At 42.6% G+C, this 24,565-nt stretch carries 20 protein-coding genes; 8 read left to right on the plus strand and 12 right to left on the minus strand.

Going from position 1 to position 24,565, the window contains the following annotated elements; translation table 11 throughout:
* The first annotated feature begins 8 nt into the window (after nucleotides 1–8).
* Nucleotides 9–1,067: an ABC transporter substrate-binding protein gene (locus GC093_RS19125; protein ID WP_171653488.1), complete on the plus strand. Its 1,059-nt coding sequence runs from the start codon at nucleotides 9–11 to the stop codon at nucleotides 1,065–1,067.
* 172 nt (nucleotides 1,068–1,239) lie between these two features.
* On the opposite strand, the gene GC093_RS19130 is transcribed toward GC093_RS19125, so the two are convergent.
* The 8 genes from GC093_RS19130 to GC093_RS19165 all read right to left on the minus strand — a co-directional run bounded on the left by GC093_RS19130 (nucleotide 1,240) and on the right by GC093_RS19165 (nucleotide 13,088).
* Entirely contained in the window at nucleotides 1,240–3,564 is a 2,325-nt protein-coding gene (locus GC093_RS19130; protein ID WP_171653489.1) for a DUF4962 domain-containing protein, read from the minus strand.
* A complete protein-coding gene (locus GC093_RS19135) occupies nucleotides 3,557–5,650 on the minus strand; it encodes a heparinase II/III domain-containing protein (protein WP_171653490.1) in 2,094 nt (697 codons plus the stop codon). Before GC093_RS19135 ends, GC093_RS19130 begins: the two co-directional genes overlap by 8 nt.
* A complete protein-coding gene (locus GC093_RS19140) occupies nucleotides 5,647–6,414 on the minus strand; it encodes an SDR family NAD(P)-dependent oxidoreductase (RefSeq protein WP_171653491.1) in 768 nt (255 codons plus the stop codon). Before GC093_RS19140 ends, GC093_RS19135 begins: the two co-directional genes overlap by 4 nt.
* 54 nt (nucleotides 6,415–6,468) lie before the next feature.
* Complete coding sequence (locus GC093_RS19145; protein ID WP_171653492.1) at nucleotides 6,469–8,319, minus strand: sensor histidine kinase; 1,851 nt, start codon at nucleotides 8,317–8,319, stop codon at nucleotides 6,469–6,471.
* Nucleotides 8,319–9,356, minus strand: coding sequence for a response regulator (locus GC093_RS19150; protein WP_171653493.1), 1,038 nt, complete (start codon nucleotides 9,354–9,356; stop codon nucleotides 8,319–8,321). The genes GC093_RS19145 and GC093_RS19150 overlap by 1 nt, the downstream gene beginning before the upstream one ends.
* A 161-nt stretch (nucleotides 9,357–9,517) precedes the next feature.
* On the minus strand, nucleotides 9,518–11,080 hold the full coding sequence (locus GC093_RS19155; protein ID WP_171653494.1) for an extracellular solute-binding protein: 1,563 nt from the start codon (nucleotides 11,078–11,080) through the stop codon (nucleotides 9,518–9,520).
* Nucleotides 11,081–11,239: 159 nt separating this feature from the next.
* Nucleotides 11,240–12,118, minus strand: coding sequence for a carbohydrate ABC transporter permease (locus tag GC093_RS19160; RefSeq protein ID WP_171653495.1), 879 nt, complete (start codon nucleotides 12,116–12,118; stop codon nucleotides 11,240–11,242).
* Between the two features lie 13 nt (nucleotides 12,119–12,131).
* Entirely contained in the window at nucleotides 12,132–13,088 is a 957-nt protein-coding gene (locus tag GC093_RS19165) for an ABC transporter permease (protein ID WP_171653496.1), read from the minus strand.
* Between the two features lie 253 nt (nucleotides 13,089–13,341).
* Here GC093_RS19165 and GC093_RS19170 point away from each other — a divergent pair, with 253 nt between their 5' ends.
* The 3 genes from GC093_RS19170 to GC093_RS19180 all read left to right on the plus strand — a co-directional run bounded on the left by GC093_RS19170 (nucleotide 13,342) and on the right by GC093_RS19180 (nucleotide 15,919).
* Nucleotides 13,342–13,971 (plus strand): YktB family protein, encoded by a 630-nt coding sequence (locus GC093_RS19170; RefSeq protein ID WP_171653497.1) that lies wholly within the window; start codon nucleotides 13,342–13,344, stop codon nucleotides 13,969–13,971.
* 99 nt (nucleotides 13,972–14,070) lie between these two features.
* Complete coding sequence (locus GC093_RS19175; RefSeq protein WP_312886564.1) at nucleotides 14,071–14,817, plus strand: hypothetical protein; 747 nt, start codon at nucleotides 14,071–14,073, stop codon at nucleotides 14,815–14,817.
* Between the two features lie 166 nt (nucleotides 14,818–14,983).
* On the plus strand, nucleotides 14,984–15,919 hold the full coding sequence (locus GC093_RS19180) for an S-layer homology domain-containing protein (RefSeq protein ID WP_171653498.1): 936 nt from the start codon (nucleotides 14,984–14,986) through the stop codon (nucleotides 15,917–15,919).
* A gap of 119 nt (nucleotides 15,920–16,038) precedes the next feature.
* Here GC093_RS19180 and GC093_RS19185 read toward each other — a convergent pair whose 3' ends face one another.
* Nucleotides 16,039–17,247: an MFS transporter gene (locus tag GC093_RS19185; protein WP_376768665.1), complete on the minus strand. Its 1,209-nt coding sequence runs from the start codon at nucleotides 17,245–17,247 to the stop codon at nucleotides 16,039–16,041.
* 257 nt (nucleotides 17,248–17,504) lie between these two features.
* Here GC093_RS19185 and GC093_RS19190 point away from each other — a divergent pair, with 257 nt between their 5' ends.
* Nucleotides 17,505–18,974, plus strand: coding sequence for an aminotransferase class I/II-fold pyridoxal phosphate-dependent enzyme (locus tag GC093_RS19190; protein ID WP_446686372.1), 1,470 nt, complete (start codon nucleotides 17,505–17,507; stop codon nucleotides 18,972–18,974).
* A gap of 98 nt (nucleotides 18,975–19,072) precedes the next feature.
* Here the strand turns inward: GC093_RS19190 and GC093_RS19195 are convergent, their stop codons facing one another.
* Nucleotides 19,073–19,891 carry a Cof-type HAD-IIB family hydrolase gene (locus GC093_RS19195; protein ID WP_171653500.1) on the minus strand — a complete coding sequence of 273 codons (819 nt, stop codon included), beginning with the start codon at nucleotides 19,889–19,891 and terminating at the stop codon, nucleotides 19,073–19,075.
* 115 nt (nucleotides 19,892–20,006) lie between these two features.
* Here GC093_RS19195 and GC093_RS19200 point away from each other — a divergent pair, with 115 nt between their 5' ends.
* Nucleotides 20,007–20,426, plus strand: a complete 420-nt coding sequence (locus GC093_RS19200) for a DUF1885 family protein (protein WP_171653501.1) — start codon at nucleotides 20,007–20,009, stop codon at nucleotides 20,424–20,426.
* 110 nt (nucleotides 20,427–20,536) lie between these two features.
* Here GC093_RS19200 and GC093_RS19205 read toward each other — a convergent pair whose 3' ends face one another.
* Nucleotides 20,537–20,836 carry a DUF1292 domain-containing protein gene (locus GC093_RS19205; RefSeq protein WP_171653502.1) on the minus strand — a complete coding sequence of 100 codons (300 nt, stop codon included), beginning with the start codon at nucleotides 20,834–20,836 and terminating at the stop codon, nucleotides 20,537–20,539.
* Nucleotides 20,837–20,932: 96 nt separating this feature from the next.
* On the minus strand, nucleotides 20,933–21,550 hold the full coding sequence (locus tag GC093_RS19210) for a stalk domain-containing protein (RefSeq protein ID WP_171653503.1): 618 nt from the start codon (nucleotides 21,548–21,550) through the stop codon (nucleotides 20,933–20,935).
* 391 nt (nucleotides 21,551–21,941) lie between these two features.
* Between GC093_RS19210 and GC093_RS19215 the strand changes: the two genes are divergently transcribed.
* Both GC093_RS19215 and GC093_RS19220 read left to right on the plus strand, forming a co-directional pair.
* Nucleotides 21,942–22,688, plus strand: a complete 747-nt coding sequence (locus GC093_RS19215) for an MBL fold metallo-hydrolase (RefSeq protein WP_171653504.1) — start codon at nucleotides 21,942–21,944, stop codon at nucleotides 22,686–22,688.
* 233 nt (nucleotides 22,689–22,921) lie between these two features.
* On the plus strand, nucleotides 22,922–24,535 hold the full coding sequence (locus tag GC093_RS19220) for an ATP-binding protein (protein WP_171653505.1): 1,614 nt from the start codon (nucleotides 22,922–22,924) through the stop codon (nucleotides 24,533–24,535).
* Nucleotides 24,536–24,565: the final 30 nt, after the last annotated feature.

The following is a 24,565-nucleotide window of genomic DNA, read 5'->3' on the forward strand; positions in this document are numbered from 1 at the left end:
AGAATACTATGAAAAAAAATATGTCCTTATTATTAGCAATTATGTTAGTTACCGTTCTGGTGCTATCTGCTTGCGGTAAAAAAGAAGAACCTGCCAAGGATGGCGCGGCAGCACCGAAAGCTTCCGCACCTGCATCTACAGTTAGACTAGGTATTTTTAAAAACGTCACACATGCACCAGGTTATGTCGCTTTAGAGCAAGGCTTGTTCCAGAAATACTGGGGTGAGAATGTAAAGATTGAAGTTACTGCATTCGACAACGGTTCCGACTTTTCAACAGCACTAGCAACAGACCAAATCGACTTAGGTTACACGGGCCCTGGTCCTGCAACTAACCAATTTCTTAAAAGTAAAAACTTCCGTATCGTCTCCGGATCTAATAATGGCGGAGCCGTACTAGTAGCAGCTAAGGATTCAGGTATTACAAGTCCGAAGGATTTATTGGGCAAAACAGTTGCAATCCCGACTAAGGGAAGTACAAATGAGATTTCACTTCGTTTATTGCTTAAAGAGAACAACCTTAATGTAACAACGGATAAAACGGGCGTTCAAATCATTGCACGCGCGCCAGCTGATACACTAATAGCAATGCGTCAGAAGGAAATTGAAGCTACATTGGTTCCAGAACCTTGGGGCACTCAAATGGAGCAAGAAGGAATAGGCAAAATCATCGTGGACTGGAACAAAATTCCACCCAACAATGGTGACTACCCTCTAACCCTGCTTGCTGCTAGTGACAAGTTTCTAAAAGAGCACCGCGATATGGTTAAGCAAGCGATTAAAGCTAACGCGGACGCTGTTGATTTCATCAAAAAGAATCCAGATAAATCTTATGAGTTGATCAATAACCGTCTTAAAGCTCTTAGTGGAAAAGGAATGGAAATCAACCTTATTAAGGCAGCCATATCCCGCTTGAATTTAACTACAGATGTTAATAAAGCAGCTATTGAGGAAATGGCTAAAGTGTCCATCGATGCTGGTTATATCAAAGACATCAAAAAAGAAGAATTGGATTTGAGTAAGTTTTTGGATCTGAGCTTACTCGAAGAAGTAAAAGCTGGAAAATAATTAGCTCATCATATTAGCTCTTAGTTTCACCGCTTTTACATCAAAAGCACTCGCATACCATCATCTTGCTGGGGGCGGGTGTTTTTTCCATATTAAAACAGCCCCAAATTTGCATGAACAAGCAAATTCGGGGCTATTCAATACTGCAGGCGCTATTCAGCACCCCTTCGTTCTAGTACGGCTTTGGCACTTCAATCTTATGCGTAATGCCGTCCTCAGTGAAGTACAGATGGACACCATGTCCCTGATCGTCCATAAAATAGGATACGTATTTCGGTTCATTCTTACGGATTGGTACAAGCAAGGTTGCAATACGATGGCTTCGAGCGACACGGGTTGAAGCTGACAAATGCCATTGGCGATCCAAGCCTTCAATTTCTGAAGGGTCCACATCGGTAAATTCGCTAGTCTGTGATAGCTCCAGATCACCGGAGGAGCTGTATACAAAGCGTCCGTCCATATCGGCCTTCTGTCCTTTAACTTTGAACGACTGTCCATCCAGCTTCATCTCATATAAGGTATGGAATAACCAATCAATCTTGCCAGGCTGCGAGAGATCCACTTGATCAACAACTACGATATAAGACTCGTTGATGAAATACAGCTCTCGTACATAGCGCTCCAGGTAAGGCACATTTTCCTTATAAGCCGCTGTTGCATTACAACGAGAATAAGTATAAGCCGGATGTGTCTGCACATCCTCCACTATTCCGGATGCGGCCATATTCAGCACTTTATTCGTTCCCGCATATTGCCCTAAACCGTCAATGAGCAGGTTATTCGTTGAGCGTGTCTGCCTGCGCCAATTCATATGCATCGTGCTGTTAAAAGCAACATAATAGCCGCTCTCAATCGCAAGCGGTTCCCCATATGCATGGAGGAGGAAGCCGTTCTGATCCCCATGACTGTGACTAATGGAACCATATGGACTGCTTTTGGTCAACAGCATGATATGACGGTCAGGTTGGTCCATCTTGGCATGAAAAGCTACCCATCCAATATCACGGAACCATTTGACCGGTTCAATTTCCTTAGGCTGCTGGGCAGGAACAGATGGATAGTCATTCAGGTAAACCATCTCGTCAAATCTGAAATCCCACCATCCGTAATTGTAGAACTTCATCTCTGAATCCGTATCGATGGATTTGGTTTGCTCAAAATACCATTGATACAAACCATTCCCCGTAATACCTGCAAACTGACGAATGTTGAAGCCTGTTTTCAAGCTGACCGGATCCCCCAATGTTGACTGATCGCCAAAGCTTGTGCGGAGTGTGTCCGGACTAAAGCAATATAGAGGGTAATCGCCGGTTTTTTGAAAAAATGGACGTTGGTAAAAATCAACTCCCGTATATTTTTTCAGCAAGTTGATCGCTTCGGTTACGAAAGCCATTCCTGTAGTCCAGTACATCGGCCCTTCGGCCCAACCACCGTCAATCCCTCCCCATGGAGAATAGAGGCAAGCGTAGTACTCTAAAGTGTAGTTAAGCCATTGCTGTGCCTTCTCTTCCTCACCAAGCATTGCAATACAGCCGGGAACAAGTACAGAAGATAAGGAGCGTACGGCATGGCTGTCAAACGGTACATGATGGATCTTGCTGCGCTCGATAACATGAAATGCAATCTGCTCTGATCTTCGCAGCAGGTTCTCCCTTACTAGCTCACGCTCTTCCTGAGACAACTCGTTGTACAGCCAATCGTAACCCCATGCCAATGCTCCAGTAATACGAAAGGACGCTTCATCGTTGTAATCACGGCTTGTAGTTCCGTTAACATCCCAGCTTGTTAGATGAAACAGCCAAGCTTTGGCGCGCTCTATCAGGTTCTGATCCTCAAGAACTACACCAGCTACACTTAGATGGCGAACCGCATAAAGTGCTTCTTGACAGTCAATATACATTTGACGCCACAGATTAGCTACTCGTTTATTGTTAGGATATGGTTGTGGCTCGGAGATAAGCTCACGTTCGATCCAAGGCTTAACAGAACGCTCGTAAAAGACATCCCATCCTACAGAAGCAGGGTTTTCATTGACTTTACGTCGAAAATCTGGCAATTCCTTAGCTTGCAGCCACAGCCTTGGATGCTCCTTAGCCGCTTGCGCGTACCGTTCCCCTCTGCCAGCCAAAGGCGTTTCAGGTAAACCCTCAGTAACCGTAAAACAACGAACCGTACTCCATTCGGTTTGAATATCCGATATATCAGTGCCAGGAGTCCCCTCTTCTTGTTCAAGAAGAAGGGCATAGCGCCAGTAATAAACTCCAGGCTCCAATACATGATCTGGTGTGTATAAATTATAATCAATCGAGAGAACCGTTACAGTTGCCTCCAAGTCGAATTGTGATGACTGTGAATACTGCAAAATATAGCGATCATGCTCCAATTGAGCAGGTATCCAAGTAAAGCGCGGCGGGTTTTCAATCAGAACCGATTGCTCATTCGGGGCATATTGTACAGTTAATACGCCGCTCTGCGGCTGATATAAGGGTTTACTCATTGTCTTCCTCCCATGTCACTTTCAGTCCTTGTTCTGCATCCAATTCACAAACAGCTCTCTTTTGTTGATCCCCAATAATAATTCGCCCTGCACCTATCCCACCATAAGCAGCTGCTGACTGCCAGCTTACAGCAGGAGCAGAACCAAGCTTATAAAGATGAATAAAGCTGACCTTACGGCCGTTACGCCGATGCAATAATCCGCTCAGCTTCTTGCTAGGATCAACGGACGTTCCCGGTGTTTCGACCCGGTAAAGTGCATCTACTTCTCTATCGAACATTACTGTCGATTGATACAATGTACCAGATTCTGAGTTGTCAAGGTTATAGCGAACTGTTAACAAGGAAGTCGTATCTTCCGTCCCTGTTCTTGCGTTTGGCTCGTAGCGTCCCAGCAGCTCAATGCGGTCATAGCCGCTTTCCTGAGAGCCTAATATTTCTCTAGCGTCACCCTCTATACTTGCCCATCTTCCACCGATAGCTTCTGGTGCAGCAATCGCGTGCATCCACCAATCAATCGTCTGCTCGCTATTCAGATTAACTTCAAACCAGTCCAACAACCATTCATCCGTCAATAACAAATGGCGTTCAAGCAAGCCTCCCTCATAAGCAGCGTCAGATTGCAGCCAAGCATAGACAGAATCTTGGCTTTCAGTGAATTGCTTGCAGCGGCCTTCGTGAATAGCTTGAGACTTACCTCCAACGGACACTGTGTTATGGCTTGCCGTTTCTGCAAACCATTCTTTACGCAGTGAGGAGCCATAAGGAACCATTCCAAGATCAGGTGTAAACGCTCCTCCTTGATGCTGCAAGCTCAAGTGCAGCTTGTCATAGTGCCCATGAGAGCCGCCATGCGGACCGAAATCTACAAGAAATGATAACCCGTTATTCGGATTCCTGCCGACAGCAAATCCGGAATCAGCTAGAAGTAATGAGCTTCTTCCAGGCATAGGTCCAGTCAAATCGGCATTTCCTTCACCGTAAACCAAAGCTTCCAATGAGATACGGCAGCGTTCTCCATCCATTTGCCGATAGGCTTCTCCCAAGATTGGCGCATAGGCTTCGTTGCCATATGCAGCAAGTCCTATCTCCATAATCTCTGCAATCTCTCTAGCGAATGGTACTCTAGCTAGCGGACCGTCATGCAGTGCAGGTAGAACACCTTGATCATCGGATAATCCAACAAGTACGTCGAACATTCCCTTCATCGACTGCCCCTGTTCACCTTGGGCATGATACAAGTCAATACCGAAACGCTCCGCCATTTCTGCAGAGATCAAATAAGCGCGCAATACAAAAATATGATAATAAGTGCTTCCTTCAAATTCGAATTGATCCGGCTTTACACCTATGGATAAATGATGCTTCCAACCACCCTCACTATCAATGAGGTCTACTAGCTGCTCACGCTGCCCTCTTATTGTGTAGACGCAGGAAAGGGCAGCATTTAACCATGCTGTATAATTGTTCTCGGCATTTTTACGTTCATGGATTAATATATAACGATATTGTGTCATGCTGGATTCCAGCATGGAAAGAAACATATCCAATGCGGCTTGTTCTATCTTATTAAGAGTTATGCCTTCATCCTGCAGCAGCACATAGGCACGCAATAGCGTTGTAGACCATATAGCTTCCGTAAGCGCTTGATGAAATGCTCTACCCTTAAGCATCCAAGGCTGAGCGTCTGGATGCACCGGATACTGCGGAAACTGATCCGCATAGCTTACAAGGATCCGCTTCGCTAGATCCGCATACGCTTGCTCCTTCGTTCCCGCGTACACCGCTGCCGCTTGGAGTGCGACCCGCGCCATGGACTGGTGTTTGAACACCAGCCATGCGCCGCGGTAAGCGTCTCCCTCTATGCGGCACCCATGAGGGCAGAGGAACACTTGAGCATCGCGTTCAGTCGGGTCAAACTCGAGCTCCGTGTGATGAGTCGGGCATACATACTGATGCCACCAACCACCGGGCTCATTAGGGATATGCAGGCTGCCGCTGGCTTCCAGCTGATCGAGCTCTGCTTTCAATGCTTGTAACGTTGGGGCTGCCCAAGTTGTGTTAGTTAGCTTCTCTGATATTCTCATCGCATGAACATCCCCCCGTTGATTTCTAGCGTCTCACCTGTCAAATATGATGCCAGATCAGAGACCAAGTACAATACGGCTCCGGCAACATCCTCCGGTGTACCCTCCCGCTTCAAAGGAATACCGTTAACTGTTGATTTTCTAGCATCTTCACTAGTAAATGTAGAATGGAATGCTGTCTGTCCAATAAAACCAGGAGAAACAATGTTTACAGTAATCCCGTCGCCCGCAACTTCCTTAGCTAAGCCTTTGGAATAACTAGCTACTGCCGCTTTGCTTGCCGCATAAATGCTGGCACCAGGTCCACCGCCATTGTAAGCAGCAATAGATGACATGTTCACAATTCGACCTGTCCCCTTAGCTTTCATTCCTGGAAGCACACGCTTGCACATGAATACAGTACTCTTCAAATTAACATTCAGAATTTTATCGTAAAGCTCCTCAGTCATTTCCGCATTCGAGATACGTTGAACCAAATGACCTGCGTTATTAACAAGAATATCAATAGTGCCTCCAAACGCACTTTCCACTCCGCTAACCAAGCCTTCGATTTGTGCCGCAGCAGTCACATCTGCTTGAAATAGTTCAGCTTGTCCTCCTGCTTGACGGATCAGATTTACCGTTTCTTCCCCCTGCTCCTTGTTATTTAAGTAACTGACACCTACTTTGGCACCATTCGCCGCTAACAGCATCGCGATGGCACGGCCGATTCCTGCATTCGATCCGGTCACAAGTGCAATTTTTCCATGTAATTGTGTATTCATTTACTACTTCCTCCTATTATATGAGCTGTCCTATAAGCAGCATTTTCTTTATATTTAAATAGATCTCTTATTGGGCTTATCGGGCATTGTTAATATAAATCGGCTCCCCTTACCCAACTCACTTTCTACGCTCAACCCGTATTGCTCACCAAACACCATTTGAATTCTACGGTGAACATTCATCAAGCCTATACCGCCACGGCGATAGTAGCCGGACTGAGTTTCTTCCTCAGCCAATCTATTAAGCATTAATTGCTCCTGAAGCTGCCTCAGTCGATCGGGTGCAATGCCAACTCCATTATCTTCAACAATGACCTTGAACAATCCATCCCCCTTATGTGCATCAATGCTTATCGTATGATGAGCCTCAATGCCATTAGGAAAAGCATGCTGAAAGCTGTTTTCAATAATCGGCTGCAAAGTCAACCTTACCATCTTCTCTAGCAACAGAGAGGGTGGAATGATTACGTCGATCTCAAATTCCCGATCGATCCGATGCTGCAAAATGATTAAGTAATTACGTACATGATTCAATTCATTAGCTATAGTTATCTCTTCCAAATTTGTTTGAATCGAATAGCGCAGCATAAAGGCCATCGCTTCAACCATCTCTGTAATTTCATGCGAGTCTTGGACAATAGCATAGCAATTGATCGTTTCCAGTGTATTGTAGAGGAAATGCGGGTTAATTTGCAGCTGTAGGGTTTGAAACTCAGCTCTATGCCGTTCAAGCTCCGCTTCTTGAATTTGAAGAGCTCCCTTCTGCTGTTCAAGCTCTGCCGCATACACTTTATCAATCATTTCGGATAAACGCGTAACCATTAAGTTATAGCTATGAATAAGACCACCTAGTTCATCGGTTCGCCCATTCTCATCCAAGTGCTTCCAGTTCCCCTTTTCCGTTTCCCGCATGCTTTCTTTCAACTCACGAATTGGAGCCACAATGGACCGTCCAAATCGTGAAGCAAGCAGCAAGGCTAGGATTAGAGTTACCAAACCAACTACCAAGGTTACTGTGCGGATCGTAGAGATCGGCTTGCGCAGCTCATCTAGTGGCATCGAAACAACTAATCGCCAATTGGAGTAATCCGATTTACGTGCTACAAACATGCGATTTTCACCTTGATATTTCGTTGTAAACACTTTGTTTTCGCTATCGGAAATATGGGTTGAAATTTCTTTAAACATGGCTTCATCAGGTTGAAAATTCGGCGGATGGTAAATCGAATTCCCATTGTCATCCATAATAAAAAAGTACCCGTCCTTGCCAATATTCACACGATCCCAAATTTTGGCTAGCTCCTGCAGCTTAAACTCAATGGCAACAAGCCCCCTATTTCGGTCGTAAGAAGCGCCGCGAACCTTCCGCACCATAGTAACAACAGTTCCCTGATCCTCAGGACGGATGCTAGTATTAAGCAGAACTATTTTATTGTTATCAGGTGCTGATTTCATCAAGAAGTCGTATTTCTCTGGGAGCAGGCTCGCATCTAGAGACAAAAAGTTCTGATTATCATAAATAACCGACCTGCCCTGTTGGCCTACAACGTAAATAGCATTGAGCTGCTTGTAAAGCGTAATAATAGACTGTACAGATTTTGAAGCAAACGTCCTGATTTGATCCGAATAATAATAATACTCATACACATCTTCTTTTCCGATTTCAAAAAAGGCCCTTACATCGGAATTGGATGAAAATGAATTGCTTAGCAGCTCATAGGTTTGTAAATAAATATCAGTTTGATACGCTGCGTTATCAATCATTTGATCCATATACTGCTCAACCTGATGATCCAACGCGCGTGACGATTGGACATACGAGACTATCCCGACGGATGCTAAAGAAAGTACAATAACAATTGAAAAGTAAAAAAAAACTTGCCCGGACAGCGATCGTCTCTTCATTATTCAATCCCCAGCTTGTTCCGGAATTCAGATGGCAATAAGCCTGTGTATTTTTTAAACGTTTTAGTAAAATGAGGATGATCTGCATATCCTACTTCACCTGAAATATCTGTAATTCGATAATGCGGCTGTGCGAGTAATTTTTTGGCTTTTTCAATTCTTCTGCGAGTACGGTATTGTACAAAGGTTTCCTGTGTCGACTGTTTGAACAGCTGGCTAAAATAAGAGGCATTCAGTCCAATTCGGTCGGCCACCTCCTCTAGCGATACTTCCTCAGCCAAATGATCTTCAATATAATGCTTAGCTTCCTCTACAGGATCCCTAAGCTTCCCCTTGCGCTTAATTCGCAAATCCTGAAATAATAGCTCCAGGCTAGCTTCAAACCGTGTCCATGCTTCATCTATGGTCGAAACGTCAAACAGCTGCAGACGCTCCGAGAATGAAAATACGTCTCTTTCATTCAATCGTTTATTCAATAATGCAGAGAATTCGCCCAACAAATCTACCAGCTGGTTCAAACGGAGATTATATGAAGTAAGCTCACTTCGAGCTTTGATTATCATCTCCAATAAAACCGGATGCTTAAGCGACCAGATCGCATCCTCTGCTATAGAAACCCATTCTTCCAACCGGTTAACAGAAACAAATGCCTGAGTCATTTGCTTCGCATGAAGATGTGCAAGCTTGACCAAAGCCGTATCAACTGCTTTTTTATTAATTGGCTTTAAGATATATTCCTTAACTCCATAGGAAACACACTTTTGTGCATACTCGAAATCGTTATAACCAGAGACTACCACTATATGGATATCAGGATCGAGCTCTGAAACTTGTCTGCACAGCTCCAACCCGTCCATTTTAGGCATACGGATATCGGTAAATAAAAAATCGGGACGCTCCTCTTGAATCTGCAGCAGTGCGTCCGCTCCGTTCTCTGCAAGCCGTAAGCTCGCAATAGGCTGACCGGATTGCTGGATCAGCTTCTGCAGTCCTTTACGGATCATCGGTTCGTCATCTGCAATCAAAATTCTAAACATGAGGAACACCCCTTATTCTGGTGTAGTAGCTAGTAGTTAATCTAAGTATAGTATACAGAAGTTGGTGAATGGTTGGTATAAAAATTCACTCCCCACGCTGGTTAGGCGTGAGGAGCTGAGGACGAATGTCGTAAGCCCATTCGCGCTTAGTAAAGTTACTACTAACGGCGCGGCATGCTGATCGTTACACTCGGATCTTTTTTATTAAATTTCTCAGTTGCTTCTTTAATAACGTCGTTACCGCCTTTGGATTTCCACTCTTCAAGAACCTTCGGCCAATCGGAGATCGGCTCTTTACCGTAAACCATTTTAACCATATGCTGTAAGATTACAGGAGGAGCAGTATCTGATGCAGGCGTAATATCTGGATTTTTCATGTAAGCATCTAGACCTGGATCGATTTGAATACCATCGCGTCCCTCTTTTGCAAGCATATTATCATAAACGCTCATCAGTTTCTTACCTTCGTCTGTCATGCTAAGAGTGCCTTTGTTGTAGGTTGTGTCTTGTACCATCCACAAGAATGCTTGACGGTAACGTTCTTCGTCTACAGCTGCAGGATCCGTAGGTGTTTTATAGTTGATTTTACCGTTTTCAGTTGTGTAGTTTTGACCTTCAACACCAAATGTAAAGAATTTTTCAGCTTCATCAGACAGCATCCAATCATAGAATTTAATGATGGCTTCTGGGTTTTTAGCTTTTTTATTAATAAACCATGCGCGGGTTACAGAATTGTATAAATAATGGCCACCCTTGCCATCAGGACCTGTAGGAGATGCAATAAGTTCAATTTTGGCAGTTGGTACGTTAGCCTTCAATTGTTGCTCCCATTGCAAAGCTTCATTAGCATTCATAGACCAAATTCCTGATTTACCGGCAAGAACCGAGTTCTTATAAACAGTCGGGTTGATTGTAGCAAATTCTTTATTGATCAAACCTTCATCAAACATAGTTTTATAAGTCTGCAACGCTTTCATCATGTTATCACTGTTGAAAAACTTCGGTACGATTTGATCGCCTTGCTGCGTCAACATGGATAAGTAAGGGAATGCATCATAGGCGCCAAAGAAAGTATCTGCATATTTGAAATTTTCACGGCCTTGGTATGGATTCTCAACACCCATTTCCTTGAACTTTCGCATAACATTCAAATACTCGTCAACCGTTTTCGGAATTGGCAAACCGGCTTTATCCAGCAAGTCTTTACGAATTGCAGTAGTACGACGGGACGGATTGGATAAGAACTCAGGAATTGCATAAATCTTGCCATTCAAAGTTTCCTTCTGCCATGCTTCTTTTGGAATCTTTTTCAACAAATTTTGGCCATGCTTTTGCAAAAGATCGTCAAGCGGTAAGAAAACTCCAGCTTGTACAGAACCAGCCATCTCTTTACCCGTTGTACCTCCACTACCTTGTACAACATCAGGGATGTCGTTAGTTGCAAACATCTGCGCCATCTTCTGCTCAAACTCTTTGTGAGGCACAAGCACGATATCTAAGTCCGTATTTGTTTTTTCCTCTAATAGTTTAACCCATTTGTCCTCATTAATATTTGGAGACTTCTCCACGTGGTTAAAAGCCAGTGTACGCATTGAAATGGAGAACTTCGCTTTTTCACCTGGTTTGCTCCCTTGTGCGGCTGGAGCTTCCTGTGGCTTGGAGCAAGCAGAAAGCGTGCTTACTGCCAACACAGATACCATACTTACTTTTAACCATTTTTTCATTTTTAAACCCCTCTTCTCTCAACATGTTTGTACTTTACAATTAAGTTAATAGCGCTTTCACAGTAACCACATTATAGTGTGCTCTTCTACGATGAACAATGGAGTGACTTTAGTTGCAGTTGTATTTTCTTTAGGTTAAAAATTTAATGCTATTAGTCTTTAGGACTTAACCGAACCGATCATCATCCCTTTAACGAAGTGCTTTTGCAAGAATGGATAGATCAATACAATCGGAAGCGTTGCGATAATAATAGTCGCCATTTTAATCCCTTCGGGATTGGAGTGAACCAATGAACTGAATTGGGATGCTGATGGATCGATATTAATATCGTCAGCTGTAATTAGTTGGCGAAGCTTTACCTGTAGCGGCCATAGAGTAGGCTTGTTCACGTAGTATAGAGCCGCCATATAAGTATTCCAATGTCCTACTGCGTAAAAAATTCCTAATGAAGCCATAACAGGCTTGGATAGTGGCAAAACGATGTTCCAAATCATTCTCAGCTCTGTGCAACCATCAATACGACCAGAATCAATGATTTCAGGAGGTATCTGCATAAAGAAAGCTCTCATTACGAAAAAGTTGAAAGCACTGATGGCTCCAGGAATTAAAAGGGCCCAAAGCGAATTGGTCAAATTCAAGCTTTTCATCAAAATGAAGTTAGGTATTAGCGGTACGCTGAACACCATCGTGATCAAAACAAAGAATACTACGAATTTTCTTCCCATATACTCTTGTCTTGAAACAGGGTAAGCCAGTGATGCTGTTGCAATCAAATTAATAATTGTACCTACTACTGTAATATAAACCGTAACAGCAAACGATCTCCAAATGGATGCATCGCTAAACACATACTGGTAATTAATCCAAGTAAAATCGACAGGAAGGAAGAACACTTTTCCCGTAACAACGGCTTCCGAGTCACTTAACGATTGAGCAAATACATTCAAAAAAGGTAGAAACATAAGCAACGCCAAGATGGTTAAGAATGTAATGTTAAATACATTAAAGGTTTGTTGCCCTGCGCTTATTCTCCTCATTCAAGTCACCCCCTTAATAAAGGCTCTCGCCTGTTGTTTTTTTGCTTAACATATTACCTATGACGATTAGGAGCAAACCTACAATGGATTTAAAAAGCCCAACCGCTGTTGTATAGCTGTATTGTTGGCCTAACAAGCCGGCCTTGTACACATACGTATCTAAAATTTCCCCATTATTGATATTCAAAGGATTCAAGAAAACAAACACACGCTCGAAACCTAAATCAAGGAACTTACCGATATGAAGCAGGAACAAAATCATAATAGTAGGCATTAAGGAAGGTAATGTAATGGAAATTGTTTGTCTCCATCGACTTGCTCCATCCACTTCAGCAGCTTCATACAGATCCGGATTAATGCCAGCCAATGCTGCCAAGTAAATAATCGTACCATAACCGGAATCTCTCCAAATACCAGAACCAATCAAGACAGAACGAATGTAGGATTCCTCACCCAAGAAGTAAATAGGATCATATCCCAGCCAAGCAATGAATTGATTCACAATCCCTGTAGACGGAGACAAAATACCAATAGCAATCCCGCTGACGATAACCCAGGACAAAAAGTGCGGCATATAGACAATGGTTTGCAATACCCGTTTAAAGAGTACCAGTCTCAGTTCATTCAAAAGCAGGGCCAATACGATTGGAGCCGGAAAACCTAATACTAAGTCGTACAAGCCTAGCAGTAAAGTATTATTCAAAATATTAATAAAATCATAATGAGCGAACATCCTTTGAAAATGTTCAAAACCAACCCACTTACTCCCCATTATACCTTGGAAAATGTTGTAATCTTGAAATGCGATAATGGATCCAAAAAGTGGAATGTACTTAAAAATAAAGAAATAGATGATACCTGGCAGTGAAATCAAATAGAGCGCTCTATATTTCCACATAAAGCTTAGAAAGCTCTTTTTCGTTATCGACTTGTAGTTTACGTTATCAGATGCCTGTACTTTACTAGCCATTGAATGGCCCCCTTCTTAATTAATGTCATTTGCTTATTTGGTTAGTCTTATCCTACCTTGATAAAAGCAATCCAACAATGGAATCCCTTTTTCAACACTTGTGTTTTTTTTAGGTCTTCGGTCAAATTTCGACAAATTCACTTAGGGCTCCCCTGTATTCCTTTTTGTATGCTATAGTGAGGATTAGCAATGTGAAGTACATAAAATAGATTTCAGATAATACTTATGAAGTAATTTCTAGGAGGACCCTATAATGACATTTCCAGGCTTTACCCAAACCGACTTTGATGTATTTACCATTCCTGGTCTGGAAGCACGTATGGAAGGTATTCAAGGCCATATTCAACCTAAATTTAAAGTGCTTGGCGAAGAGCTTTGTGATGAAGCTGCTATGCTTGCAGGTAATGAAATGTTTCTGCATATTGCTAAGCATGCCCGTCGCAAGGTAAATGCGCCTGTTGATACATGGATGGCTGTATGTGATAATAAACGCGGCTATAAGCAGCATCCACACTTTCAGGTAGGGCTTTTTGACGATCGGGTATTTATATGGCTTGCTCTTATCTACGAGCTTCCCAACAAACAAAACATCGCACAGCGCTATTTGAACAACCTGAAGCAAGTCCGCAGCAGTATTCCCCAGGAATATGTATTATCTTTTGACCATATGAAGAAAGACGCTGTTGCCTTTCATGAATTAAACGATCAAGAATTAACAGAAGCATTGATCCGATTCCGTGATGTCAAAAAGGCAGAGCTGCTAATAGGGCTTAATCTTGATTCTTCCAACCCCGTGCTAGCTGACGGCGATGCTTTTGTTAAGCTTGTTAAAGAAACCGTTGCATCATTGATGCCTTTATACAAAATGGCTTGCCAAGCCTAAAAAATTAATCCAATCCTAATGTTTCCTTAAAGTCCCTTTAAGCTTGCCTGCATACGCTAGAGATGGTAAAGTCCCAAACTAACCAATAATTAGTGAAAGGTGGCAGAAATCATGAAAAACTTGTCTCCCAAAAGAGTCATCGTTACCAGCCTTGCGCTTGCCCTCATGTTGGGCGTAAGCGTCCTCTATGCTAATAGACAGCCTGTATTGGCCGATCCGGTTGATAATCCCGCTTTACAGCAGCCCGCTCCGCAGGATTCTAACAAGCAAAAGAAAAAGCAATTCAAAGAAGGCCACGGCAATGAAGTCAAAAAGCACCTTAAACACATGCCAATTATCGAAGAATCCTCTACTATTTTGGGAATCGATAAGGACACTCTAAAAACTTCCTTAAAGGAAAAAACGCTGGTCGAGATTGCAAAAGAAAAAGGGATTTCCGAAGCCGATCTAATTGCAAAGTTGCAGGCTGCACGAAGCCAAAAGATCGATGAAGCCGTACAAGCTGGAAAGTTAGCAGCATATAAAGCTGAGAAAATCAAAGCAAGCATGGAAAAGCATTTGAAGTTTATGGTTAACCATAAAGGCTCCAATTTTTCTGGGAAGCATGATATGAATCGCAAATCCATGATGCCTGCACCCGAAAAATTGTCTGCACTGCTTGGTATTACAGAAGATGAACTGCATGCTCAGCTGAAAGAAGGTAAATCGTTAACAGAGATTGCTCAAGCCAAAGGAATCAGCAAGGATCAGCTCATCGCAAAAATTAAAGATGAAATGACTCCTTGGATCGAAAAAATGGCAGATCATAAACGTGGGTCCACTTCTGACAAACCGAATTCTAAGTAGTACTGCTAAATAAAGCCGTCCTTATCAAAGGGCGGCCTTTTTTCATCCACTTGTTTTCCCATAGCTCAATCATTTCACAATAAATTCTCCACTTTTTCACACATTCGTCATATTATTCATTTATAATGAAGAATAGAATCGAAACGTTCAGGAGGACCGCACACAAATGAAACCCCAATTTTTTAGTAAGCCTACCTCTATTATTGTTGCACTAGGTGCGATTGTTTTGATTACCTGTAACTTCCTTCTATTGCCTACCCCAGCCCGTTCTTCCGAGTTATTAAATACCGCAGCTTCAACGTCTTCGTCAATAAATAATACGGCTCAGAGCGGTAAGGAAATTTATGAAATGCATTGCCTTTCTTGCCATGCAGCCGAGGGAAAGGGATTGGATAAGTACCCTTCCTTAGTGAGCGATCACGCCAAAAAGAAGCTTGCGACTTACGACAAGGCCTATGAGTTTATTTCCCGCAACATGCCTCAAAATGCCCCAGGCTCGCTAAGGGAAGATGATTATAAAGCAATAACCAATTATGTTCTTTCTTTGAACGGTACTCCCACTGGATTTAACGATATTGAAGGTCATTGGGCACAGAAGGAAATCAATGAATTATTCGACAAAAAATTCATTGACGGTTATATAGACAAAGCAGCAGGCACCATGGCGTTCAAGCCTAGCCAGAACATTAGCCGTGCCGAATTTATCCGTTATTTAGTTAAAGCTAAAGAGCTGTTCTTATCCAACAGCACGGATTCGGAGTTCACGGATATTGCGGATAATAAATCCGATAAGGTTTATATCATAACAGCAGTGGAATATGGTCTAATCAACGGTTATCCCGATCAAACGTTTCGGCCCAAGAACAGTATCACCAGAGCTGAAATTGCTACCATTCTCTCGCGCAGTGAAATGCTAAAGGCCAACTCACTAAGTACTTTCACCGATGTTGCTGCCGATTATTGGGCTGGTGATGCAATCCGGGCTGTTCAGCAGGCTCATTTATTTAATGGTTATGAGGATGGTTCCTTCCGTCCGGATCTAAAATTAACAAGAGGCGAAGCAGTCGCTGTCATCTACCGGTTAATCCATCCTGCTCCATGACTTATCTTAGAAGGGTTACCCGCCTTCAAAAGAAAATCCGCCGAAAGCTCATCATTCGAGCCCGGCGGATTTTTAAGTATATACATACCTTCATACTTTTATGAAGATAACTTCTTCCTTTATCTAGCAAGTGCTGCCTGTTCTCCATCTGCGGATATAAAGCGGTATAACAGATAAAGAGCTGCGAGCGACAAGGCGGCGCCTATGTAAAAAGGAAGCTGCAAGCTATACTGATATACCCCGACACCTAGCAAAGGCCCGGTAATTCTCCCCAAGCTATCCATGGATGAGCTCAGTCCTGAAGCCACACCTTGCCCTGCCTTTGTTTTCTGTGTAATCAGTGAGGTCACACAAGGCCGGATCAAAGCATTCCCTGCGGCGAACACGGATAAGTAAACAGATGCAGTAAACAAACTTGATGAAAAGATGATCAGGATAAACCCTAGCGCTGATAGCACCAAGCCATAACCAATCACCTTCGCCTCATCACCCTTTTTAATAAAGCGTCTAACTACTCCACCTTGAATCAAAGCACCGACAATACCACTGACTCCAAACATGATCCCAAGCTCAAGTGAGGTGGCGTGAATCATATCTTTCTCAAAAAGAAGCAGCGTAGCTTCTAGACCTGCTAATGTAAACGATACGAAAAAGGAAAGCACATATAAATATTTAACGGATCCGACAAATGCGGACCATCGCGATGTCTTCACTTTCTTCTGCTCGCGGCGCTTCTCTTCACTCAAAGATTCAGGAAGCATGATCAAGGCGAATACAAAAGTGCATAGAGCCAAGCCCGCCGCTGCGAAGAAGGGTACTTGATATCCCCATTGACTCAATATACCGCCAACCGCCGGTCCGAATATAAATCCAAGTCCGATCGACATCCCTACCAGGCCCATACCTTTCGTACGGTTCTCTTCTGTTGTAATATCGGCAACATAAGCTACCGCACAAGCAGTTGCAGCTCCTGAGAACAGGCCTCCAAGAATACGCGATACGTACATGAGCAGCAGACTCTCACCAGATATTCCGAAAAGAAAGAAGCTGACACTAAATCCTAACGTTCCTATAATAATTAGCGGCCTTCTGCCGATTCGGTCCGAAATACTTCCCCATACTGGCGACATCAGGAAAGATGCCAACGAATAGACGGACAAAAGCATACCCAGATGAAAGCTGCTTGCACCTGATCCCGAAATCGCGTCGGGCAGCACCGGAATAATGATGCCGAATCCGATAAATATCGTCATCAGCAGTACCATAATTATGGCCAGCTGTTTTTTCATAAATGATTCCAGACCTCCCGAGAAATTGTAATCCAGCATCTTGGTGAACATGCTATCTTATCGTATCACAACTTTTTTCATCATGGAAACAAATCAGGATAAGATTAACAAAATGGACAAACCCCGACTGCTTATTTGCCCCACTTTTGACAAAAAACCTAATAATAAGAGTCCCTATGACAAATACTGAGAAAACTTAACATAATGTTTAATAAAAACCGCTTGCATCGTTGACTGATTATCGTTACTATGAATTAGATTTGGAGTTTTATATTATAAGAAAGGTAGGGATGACAGTGGATCATCAACGTACGCCCCTATTCTCCGCTTTAAAAGAGCATGCAGCACGCAATCCGGTTCAATTCCATATTCCAGGCCATAAAAAAGGAGTCGGGATGGATCCGGAATACCGCCGTTTTATCGGCGATAACGCTCTATCCATTGACCTTATTAATATAGCACCTCTGGATGACCTACATCAACCGACCGGAGTTATTGAAGAAGCACAGCAGCTCGCTGCAGATGCATTCGGAGCCGATTACACTTTCTTCTCTGTTCAAGGTACCAGTGGAGCCATTATGACAATGATCCTTACGGTATGCTCTGAAGGAGATAAAATCATCGTGCCTCGTAATATTCACAAATCTGTCATGTCGGCAATAATTTTTGCCGGGGCAAAGCCGGTGTTCATTTCTCCTGTGCGCGATGCCAATCTTGGGATCGACCACGGAATCACGACTCGCTCCGTCAAACGGGCCCTAGAGAGACATCCGGATGCCAAAGCGGTGCTAGTTATCAATCCGACTTACTACGGCGTATGTGCCAATCTGAAGGAAATTGTCGAGCTGGTACACAGCTACAATATGCCTGTATTGGTCGATGAAGCTCACGGAGTTCTAATTCACTTCAGCGATAAGCTTCCAATGTCTGCTATGGAAGCAGGAGCTGATATGGCAGCTACAAGTGTACATAAGCTTGGAGGCTCGCTGACGCAAAGCTCCGTGCTAAATGTTAAAGCAGGACGGGTTAATGCCGGACGTATAAAAACAATCCTAAGCATGCTGACCACTACTTCCACGTCCTACATCCTGCTGGCATCTCTTGATACTTCACGCAGACATCTAGCATTGAACGGAGCGCAATTGGCTGATCAAGCCATTGAATTAGCTCAATTTGCCCGTAAAAACATCAATGAAATTCCGGGCTTAAGCTGCTTCGGCGAAGAAATTCTGGGCACTGAAGCGACCTATGATTACGACCCTACTAAAGTGAATATTCATGTTCGACATCTTGGTATTACTGGATACGATGCAGAGAACTGGCTTCGAGAGCATTACAATATCGAAGTTGAGCTCAGCGATATGTATAATATTCTCTGTCTCTTTACGCCAGGGGATACACATGAAAATGTGGACACGCTGCTCAATGCTCTTCGTGAGCTTTCCAGCCAAAATTACAATATTCGACCTGCCACAGATTTGGTTATTAAGGTTCCGAAAATTCCTCAGCTGACACTTACTCCACGCGATGCTTTCTACGGTGACACTGAGGTCATTCCGTTTAAAGAATCTGCCGACCGCATAATAGCTGAATTTATTTATGTTTATCCACCTGGAATTCCCATTCTTCTCCCTGGGGAAGTTATTTCACAGGACTTAATCGACTACATCACCGAGCATGTTGAAGTCGGTCTACCGGTCAAAGGTCCAGAAGACCGTAGTATAGAAAATGTAAAAGTAATTGTAGAAACCAACGCCATTTTCTAAAGTCCCATTACTGCTTTCAAAATAGAAAAAGGGAATAAGCCTGCCTTCAAACCAGCAGAAGCTTATTCCCTTTTCTTAATTCCCTTTAATCCTTGGCATTATACCCGACTTTCCAACCATTCTATAACATCAGCTACCGCATGCTCATCATGATGTTTACAGGAACGATTCGATACGCTTACAAGCGACTGATGGGCATTGGCTACAGCAATACCAATCCCAGCTCTTCTCAGCATTTCCAAATCGTTAAGATGATCACCCATCGCGATACAGTTGGCTCGCTCAATACCAGTAAGCTCCATAAGTTGTTCCAAAGCATGTCCCTTTGTGGCGTTTGCCGGCAAAATCTCAAAATATTTATCATCCGAACGAACCCATGTGATATCAGTCACCTGTTCGGATTCCGCATAAGCTTCTACCTCATCCAAAAGCTCGGGCTCCCAGGCAAGCAGCACCTTGAACCAGGGTTCATTAATGTGATTAAATCCATCTTTCTCCAAGGGTCTCGAAAAGCCCTCCATTCTCCGATGATGCTCTGTAATCCGGTTCTCCCTTATAAAATAAGGCTCCTCTCCACAATAAATCTCTACAGCAATCTGTGGAAATCGTTTCATAAGCCTGTCCAAGACGGGTCTTACGGAGTCACCTAATGTTCGGCTCCATACATTCTCACCTTTACTAAAATCATGGATAACAGCACCATTATATAGAATGGCAGGCGCACCAATAGGAAGCTGATCTGCATACTTCTTAGCAGATGACGCAATCCTACCCGTAGCCAGTGTAAAGAGGCCTCCCTGCCCTACAAAACGTTCAATCGCGTCAAGATTCTCTTTGCTGATTGTTTTACCGCTGCTCAGCAACGTACCGTCCATATCCGTAACTAACATTGTGCCTTGGAACCTTTTCGAATTCATCGTTTCCTCTCCTCTGATTGTCATATTGTCAAATGTATACGCTTAATGCTATGATGTTCATGGCATCCCATGGGATGAAAACCTTTCCAGTCCATATACAGGCAGGTGTGTCGGCATGGCTCAAAGCGCTTATATTAAATTTGTAGATGGCTCCACAATACCTTCATTAACTCTTGATGAACTAAAAGATCAACTGCTGCACTATAAGGAGCAATTGAATCTTACCGGCAAGCAATTAGGATGGGATTATGATGACGCTGGATTTCCGTATACGATCGAAACAAAGCCGGAGGCGGAAGGCAAGTGGTTTTATCTCAAAGGAAAAGATCAGCTGTATAAATACATTGTCATGGGTACAGGCAATGATCAAGACGGTGATAAGGACCGATATTACGTGCAAGTAGTGCTTCCAGATGACAGTACACATGGTGATAAAGCCAAGGGTAACGAGTTTTGTAAATATTTGGCAAAGCTTTGGAAGGCTGAACTCCATTTGTTCAACGGACGCATTATGTATTTTAACCCGCGTAAATAGCAGGTCACCCACTAATAAACCGTTTTGCCGAATAATTGGCATAGCGGTTTTTCTTTGTTACTGAACAACAAAACCCCCTCCTGTCCACACAAGAAGGGGTCTGGTTATTCTTATTCCTTTTCTTGTTCCTCTACAATTTGATTGTAGATTTTCACTACACGTTCCCACTCTTCCTCATCTTCGATACTGGCCAAGAACGCATCCTCGTCCTCTTCTTCGATTCGGAAGATTACACCATCAGCCTCTGGATCATTACGGTCCAATAATACTGCATACGGTTGATCGTTAGCCTCGAATGTGTATACCATCACCATTTCGTGCTCTACACCGTCTTTATCGGTAACTATAAAAATATCATCTTCGTGGTCGTGGTCATGATCGCAGGATTCATCATGAATATGATCGCTCATGGGAAAACCTCATTTCGTGTAAATTAGTCATCCCACGTATCGTATCATGTTCCCTCATACAGGTCAAACTAAAGCTACATACCATGTAGACTCCATTTATTTGGATGTGATCACTTTCTGCGATACAGTAGTATATTCCCCATCCTCATCAACCTTAATGGAGAACTTAACCTTATAATTACCTGCTTCACTGAATGTAAACCCGGTAAACGGCCATGGATACCAGAAATTTTCCTTCTCCCCGTCTACAACTTCCTCATGATAAGCACTCTGTTTTCCACTTGGTGTTTCAATCGATATTTTAAATGAATAAAAAGGTGTATTTAAACTATCCACTTGAGCAAATACCGCAAAGTCCATTCGAGTTCCCTTTACAACAGCACCAAATGGAGTTTGGATTGAATAGTCATCTTTAACCTTCTCAGCAACGAACATATGAACATTAGGCTTAAAAACGGATACGGTTTTGGTACCATTATCCCACCGTACGAGGGATTGGAGCGAATCTGCCAACGTACGAACGGGCATTGTCGCATTTCCTTTAATTAAAAAAGCAGGCGTTTCGCTGTCCGAGTATTGCTTTTCAACACCATTAATAAGCAGTTTGACTTTACCAAATCCCTCGTAGTCGCCCCACATCGAACTGGCAAATGCCCCCGTCGCACCAAAAAGCGAAAGTGATAGCACTAGAGTTAGCAATCGTGGCACTTTCATTCTGTAACCTCCATCGTGACTTGTACTTGTATTCTATTATTTTATACTCCTGATGTTGGCAAGAGTTGCGCTCATTTCCTGAAACTCACAAAAATAATTTTGTCATCGCACCTAGATATAGTGCTTAATTTAAAACATAAGCAATTACACTACAAAATATGCCAAGCCCATCATTAGTTGCAATAACAGTCGTCCCTTGTACTTTTACCGTATAAGAAAAATCAAATTCTACTTCGCATCATTACTAATATGGTGAAAAATAACACATAATTCATAAAATAACGATAAAATTTGACTAAATGTGTCAAAACTATCTTGAAATATTTGGCTAAACCATGATAGATTGATAAAGATATGTATGCGCTATGGAAGCATGAGTGGAGGATCGTACGTGAGCCTGCAAATCCAAATGATTGGCACAGGAAGTGCCTTTTCCAAAAAATTTTATAACAACAATGCATTGGTTTTTTGCAATGGTTTCACTTTACTGATTGATTGTGGAGCGACGGCTCCGCGCGCATTATACGAACTCGATTTCCCACTTACCCAGATTGACGGCATTTTAATTACCCATATTCATTCCGATCATGTAGGTGGTTTGGAGGAATTCGCGTTTCGTCTTCATTATGCTTACAACAAGCAACGAATGAAACTGTTTGTACCGTCTACTCTGCTCTATTCTTTATGGCACCATTCGTTACGGGGAGGCTTGGAAAATAAAGCTGAAGGTTTGATGCAATTGGAAGATTATTTCGAAGTTATTGTATTGGATGAGGCTGTTACCACAAATCTTTCGCCTGATCTAAACGTTGAATTAATTCCGTCCCAGCATATTCCTGAGAAACCCAGCTATTCTCTCTTGCTTAATGAAAAGGTTTTTTACAGTTCAGATGCTCGATTCGATGGGGCCTTATTGGTTGAACTTCACACAAAAGGTCGTTGCGACTACATTTTGCATGATTGCCAGCTTACATCACCTGGTGTTGTCCATGCTTGTCTGGATGATCTATTAACTTTACCCGAGTCTGTTCAAGAAAAAGTAATGCTTATGCACTATGATGACAAAGTGGATCAATACATAGGGATGACCGGGAAAATGACCTTCATAGAGCAATACACATTATATGATTTCCGATAAAAACCTATCCTCGGTTGAGGGTGGGTTTTTCCCATAAGATTGTAAGAAAGCTGATATACTTTCAGCCTCATGCTACAAAGGATCGCTTGATTGAAAGCGTTTCCTGAAAGCGATATAAAAGTTTTATGCAAAATTGAGCATAATCCTGACTAATGAAGCAGGATTTAATATGTATATAGAGAATTCCATTAATATCCTTTCATCTCTACAATTTGAGTAAGGAGTTTGGAAGCATGAGCTATAATTGGATCCTATTTGTATACACGACTGTTGTCTGTGCATCTTCTATCCTTTTCGATCAAACCTCAAGCCCGATTTTACTTAGCATTATTGCCCTATTGTACATAATCGTCCATTTTGCTGAAAAGAAGATTGTCGCCGCCACCGTTTTTCAGATAAGTCTATTGATCGCCTTTCATTTGTATAGTCAGATGGACTGGTGCCTCCCTCTCTACTTAGCACAAATGGGCAAGCAGTTTTACAAAATACGTAATATTAATTCCGCCTCTGCAGTTAGCTTGCTCTATACAATCACTTATGCACTAATCTCCTTTACTTATATGCCTTATTCCATTTACGGGATGATTACCATACTGTTTAGCTCTTTTAGCTGCCTCATATTTACTATTCTTTTTTTTCGTTACATTCACGTCATGGAAGATCAGACCCAATTGCTCGACAACGAGAAGAAGCATCTAAGTACCCATGATGCCCTGACAGGTTTATGTAATTATGAGGAGTGCCACCGACAGTTATCCCAACTAGTAACCGCTCGCAAACCAATAGCACTGGTATTAATCGATTGCAAGGATCTCAAATCCTTAAATACTACAAATGGCTTTATAGGCGTCAATCGAATATTAAAGCAAGCCGCGCAGCAATTGCGAATGATGTTCCCTAATGCACTAATTATTAGTCGTTATGGAGGCGATGAATTTGCCATTGTACTTCAATCAACCGACACCTTACAACCTATAGAAACGTTCTCCGACCAATTTGCTCAAGAGTTTCCTAAGCTTACAGGCATTGAAATTAATTACGGAATGGCATTTTATCCGAACGATGGCTCATCCAAAGACGATCTTATTTTTATTGCAGAACGAAATTTATATACAATGAAGAGAGAATCCTGGCTCAAGCGGGAAGAGCACATGCTCCGCTCCGAAAAACTGAGAGTTGTAGGCGAGCTAGCCTCAGGCATGGCTCATGAAATTCGTAATCCGCTGACAACAGTCAAAGGTTTTTTACAGCTTTCCAAAGCAGATAATTTCAATGTAGGCCCCTGGTACGATCTCATTATGGATGAAATTACAAGAATGAGTATGCTGACGGCGGAATTTCTTCAGTTCTCCAAGCCTCATGCTACCAAGTTCAAAGTCCATCCTATCGAGCCCTGCATTCAACGGGTTATATCTCTTCTTGACTCTGAATCCGGACGTCTTGGCCACCAAATTCATTTCAATGCTGACCCGCAGCCATTCCATATGATGATGGATCAGGATAAGATGCTTCAACTTCTGCTTAACTTAATTAAAAATGCATTCGAGGCTATGACCGACCAAGGAAGCGTAAGCATTCATTTATACTCTAGCGATAAAAATGCGGTAATTGAAATAGCAGATACAGGAAGCGGAATCCCAGGCACTGAGCTGGATAAAATTTTCCTTCCCTTTTATACAACAAAAGATTCGGGAACAGGTCTCGGGCTATCGATATGCCATAAAATAGTTCAAGATCATGAAGGTACTATGGAAGTCGAAAGTGAATTAGATAAAGGAACCAAGTTCATTATCACGGTACCCTTGGTTTTCCCAGACGAGCTGCATAACTCTATTCAAGCCTATTAAGCATACTTATATTCAATTTAAAGCATTTAG

The sequence above is a fragment of the Paenibacillus foliorum genome (assembly GCF_013141765.1).
Lineage (GTDB): Bacteria > Bacillota > Bacilli > Paenibacillales > NBRC-103111 > Paenibacillus_S > Paenibacillus_S foliorum.

Coding starts and splice junctions, on each gene's coding strand:
- GC093_RS19125 (WP_171653488.1), top strand. CDS start 9: ATGAAAAAAAATATGTCCTTATTATTAGCAATTATGTTAGTTACCGTT.
- GC093_RS19130 (WP_171653489.1), bottom strand. CDS start 3,564: ATGAGTAAACCCTTATATCAGCCGCAGAGCGGCGTATTAACTGTACAA.
- GC093_RS19135 (WP_171653490.1), bottom strand. CDS start 5,650: ATGAGAATATCAGAGAAGCTAACTAACACAACTTGGGCAGCCCCAACG.
- GC093_RS19140 (WP_171653491.1), bottom strand. CDS start 6,414: ATGAATACACAATTACATGGAAAAATTGCACTTGTGACCGGATCGAAT.
- GC093_RS19145 (WP_171653492.1), bottom strand. CDS start 8,319: ATGAAGAGACGATCGCTGTCCGGGCAAGTTTTTTTTTACTTTTCAATT.
- GC093_RS19150 (WP_171653493.1), bottom strand. CDS start 9,356: ATGTTTAGAATTTTGATTGCAGATGACGAACCGATGATCCGTAAAGGA.
- GC093_RS19155 (WP_171653494.1), bottom strand. CDS start 11,080: ATGAAAAAATGGTTAAAAGTAAGTATGGTATCTGTGTTGGCAGTAAGC.
- GC093_RS19160 (WP_171653495.1), bottom strand. CDS start 12,118: ATGAGGAGAATAAGCGCAGGGCAACAAACCTTTAATGTATTTAACATT.
- GC093_RS19165 (WP_171653496.1), bottom strand. CDS start 13,088: ATGGCTAGTAAAGTACAGGCATCTGATAACGTAAACTACAAGTCGATA.
- GC093_RS19170 (WP_171653497.1), top strand. CDS start 13,342: ATGACATTTCCAGGCTTTACCCAAACCGACTTTGATGTATTTACCATT.
- GC093_RS19180 (WP_171653498.1), top strand. CDS start 14,984: ATGAAACCCCAATTTTTTAGTAAGCCTACCTCTATTATTGTTGCACTA.
- GC093_RS19185 (WP_376768665.1), bottom strand. CDS start 17,247: ATGCTGGATTACAATTTCTCGGGAGGTCTGGAATCATTTATGAAAAAA.
- GC093_RS19195 (WP_171653500.1), bottom strand. CDS start 19,891: ATGAATTCGAAAAGGTTCCAAGGCACAATGTTAGTTACGGATATGGAC.
- GC093_RS19200 (WP_171653501.1), top strand. CDS start 20,007: ATGGCTCAAAGCGCTTATATTAAATTTGTAGATGGCTCCACAATACCT.
- GC093_RS19205 (WP_171653502.1), bottom strand. CDS start 20,836: ATGAGCGATCATATTCATGATGAATCCTGCGATCATGACCACGACCAC.
- GC093_RS19210 (WP_171653503.1), bottom strand. CDS start 21,550: ATGAAAGTGCCACGATTGCTAACTCTAGTGCTATCACTTTCGCTTTTT.
- GC093_RS19220 (WP_171653505.1), top strand. CDS start 22,922: ATGAGCTATAATTGGATCCTATTTGTATACACGACTGTTGTCTGTGCA.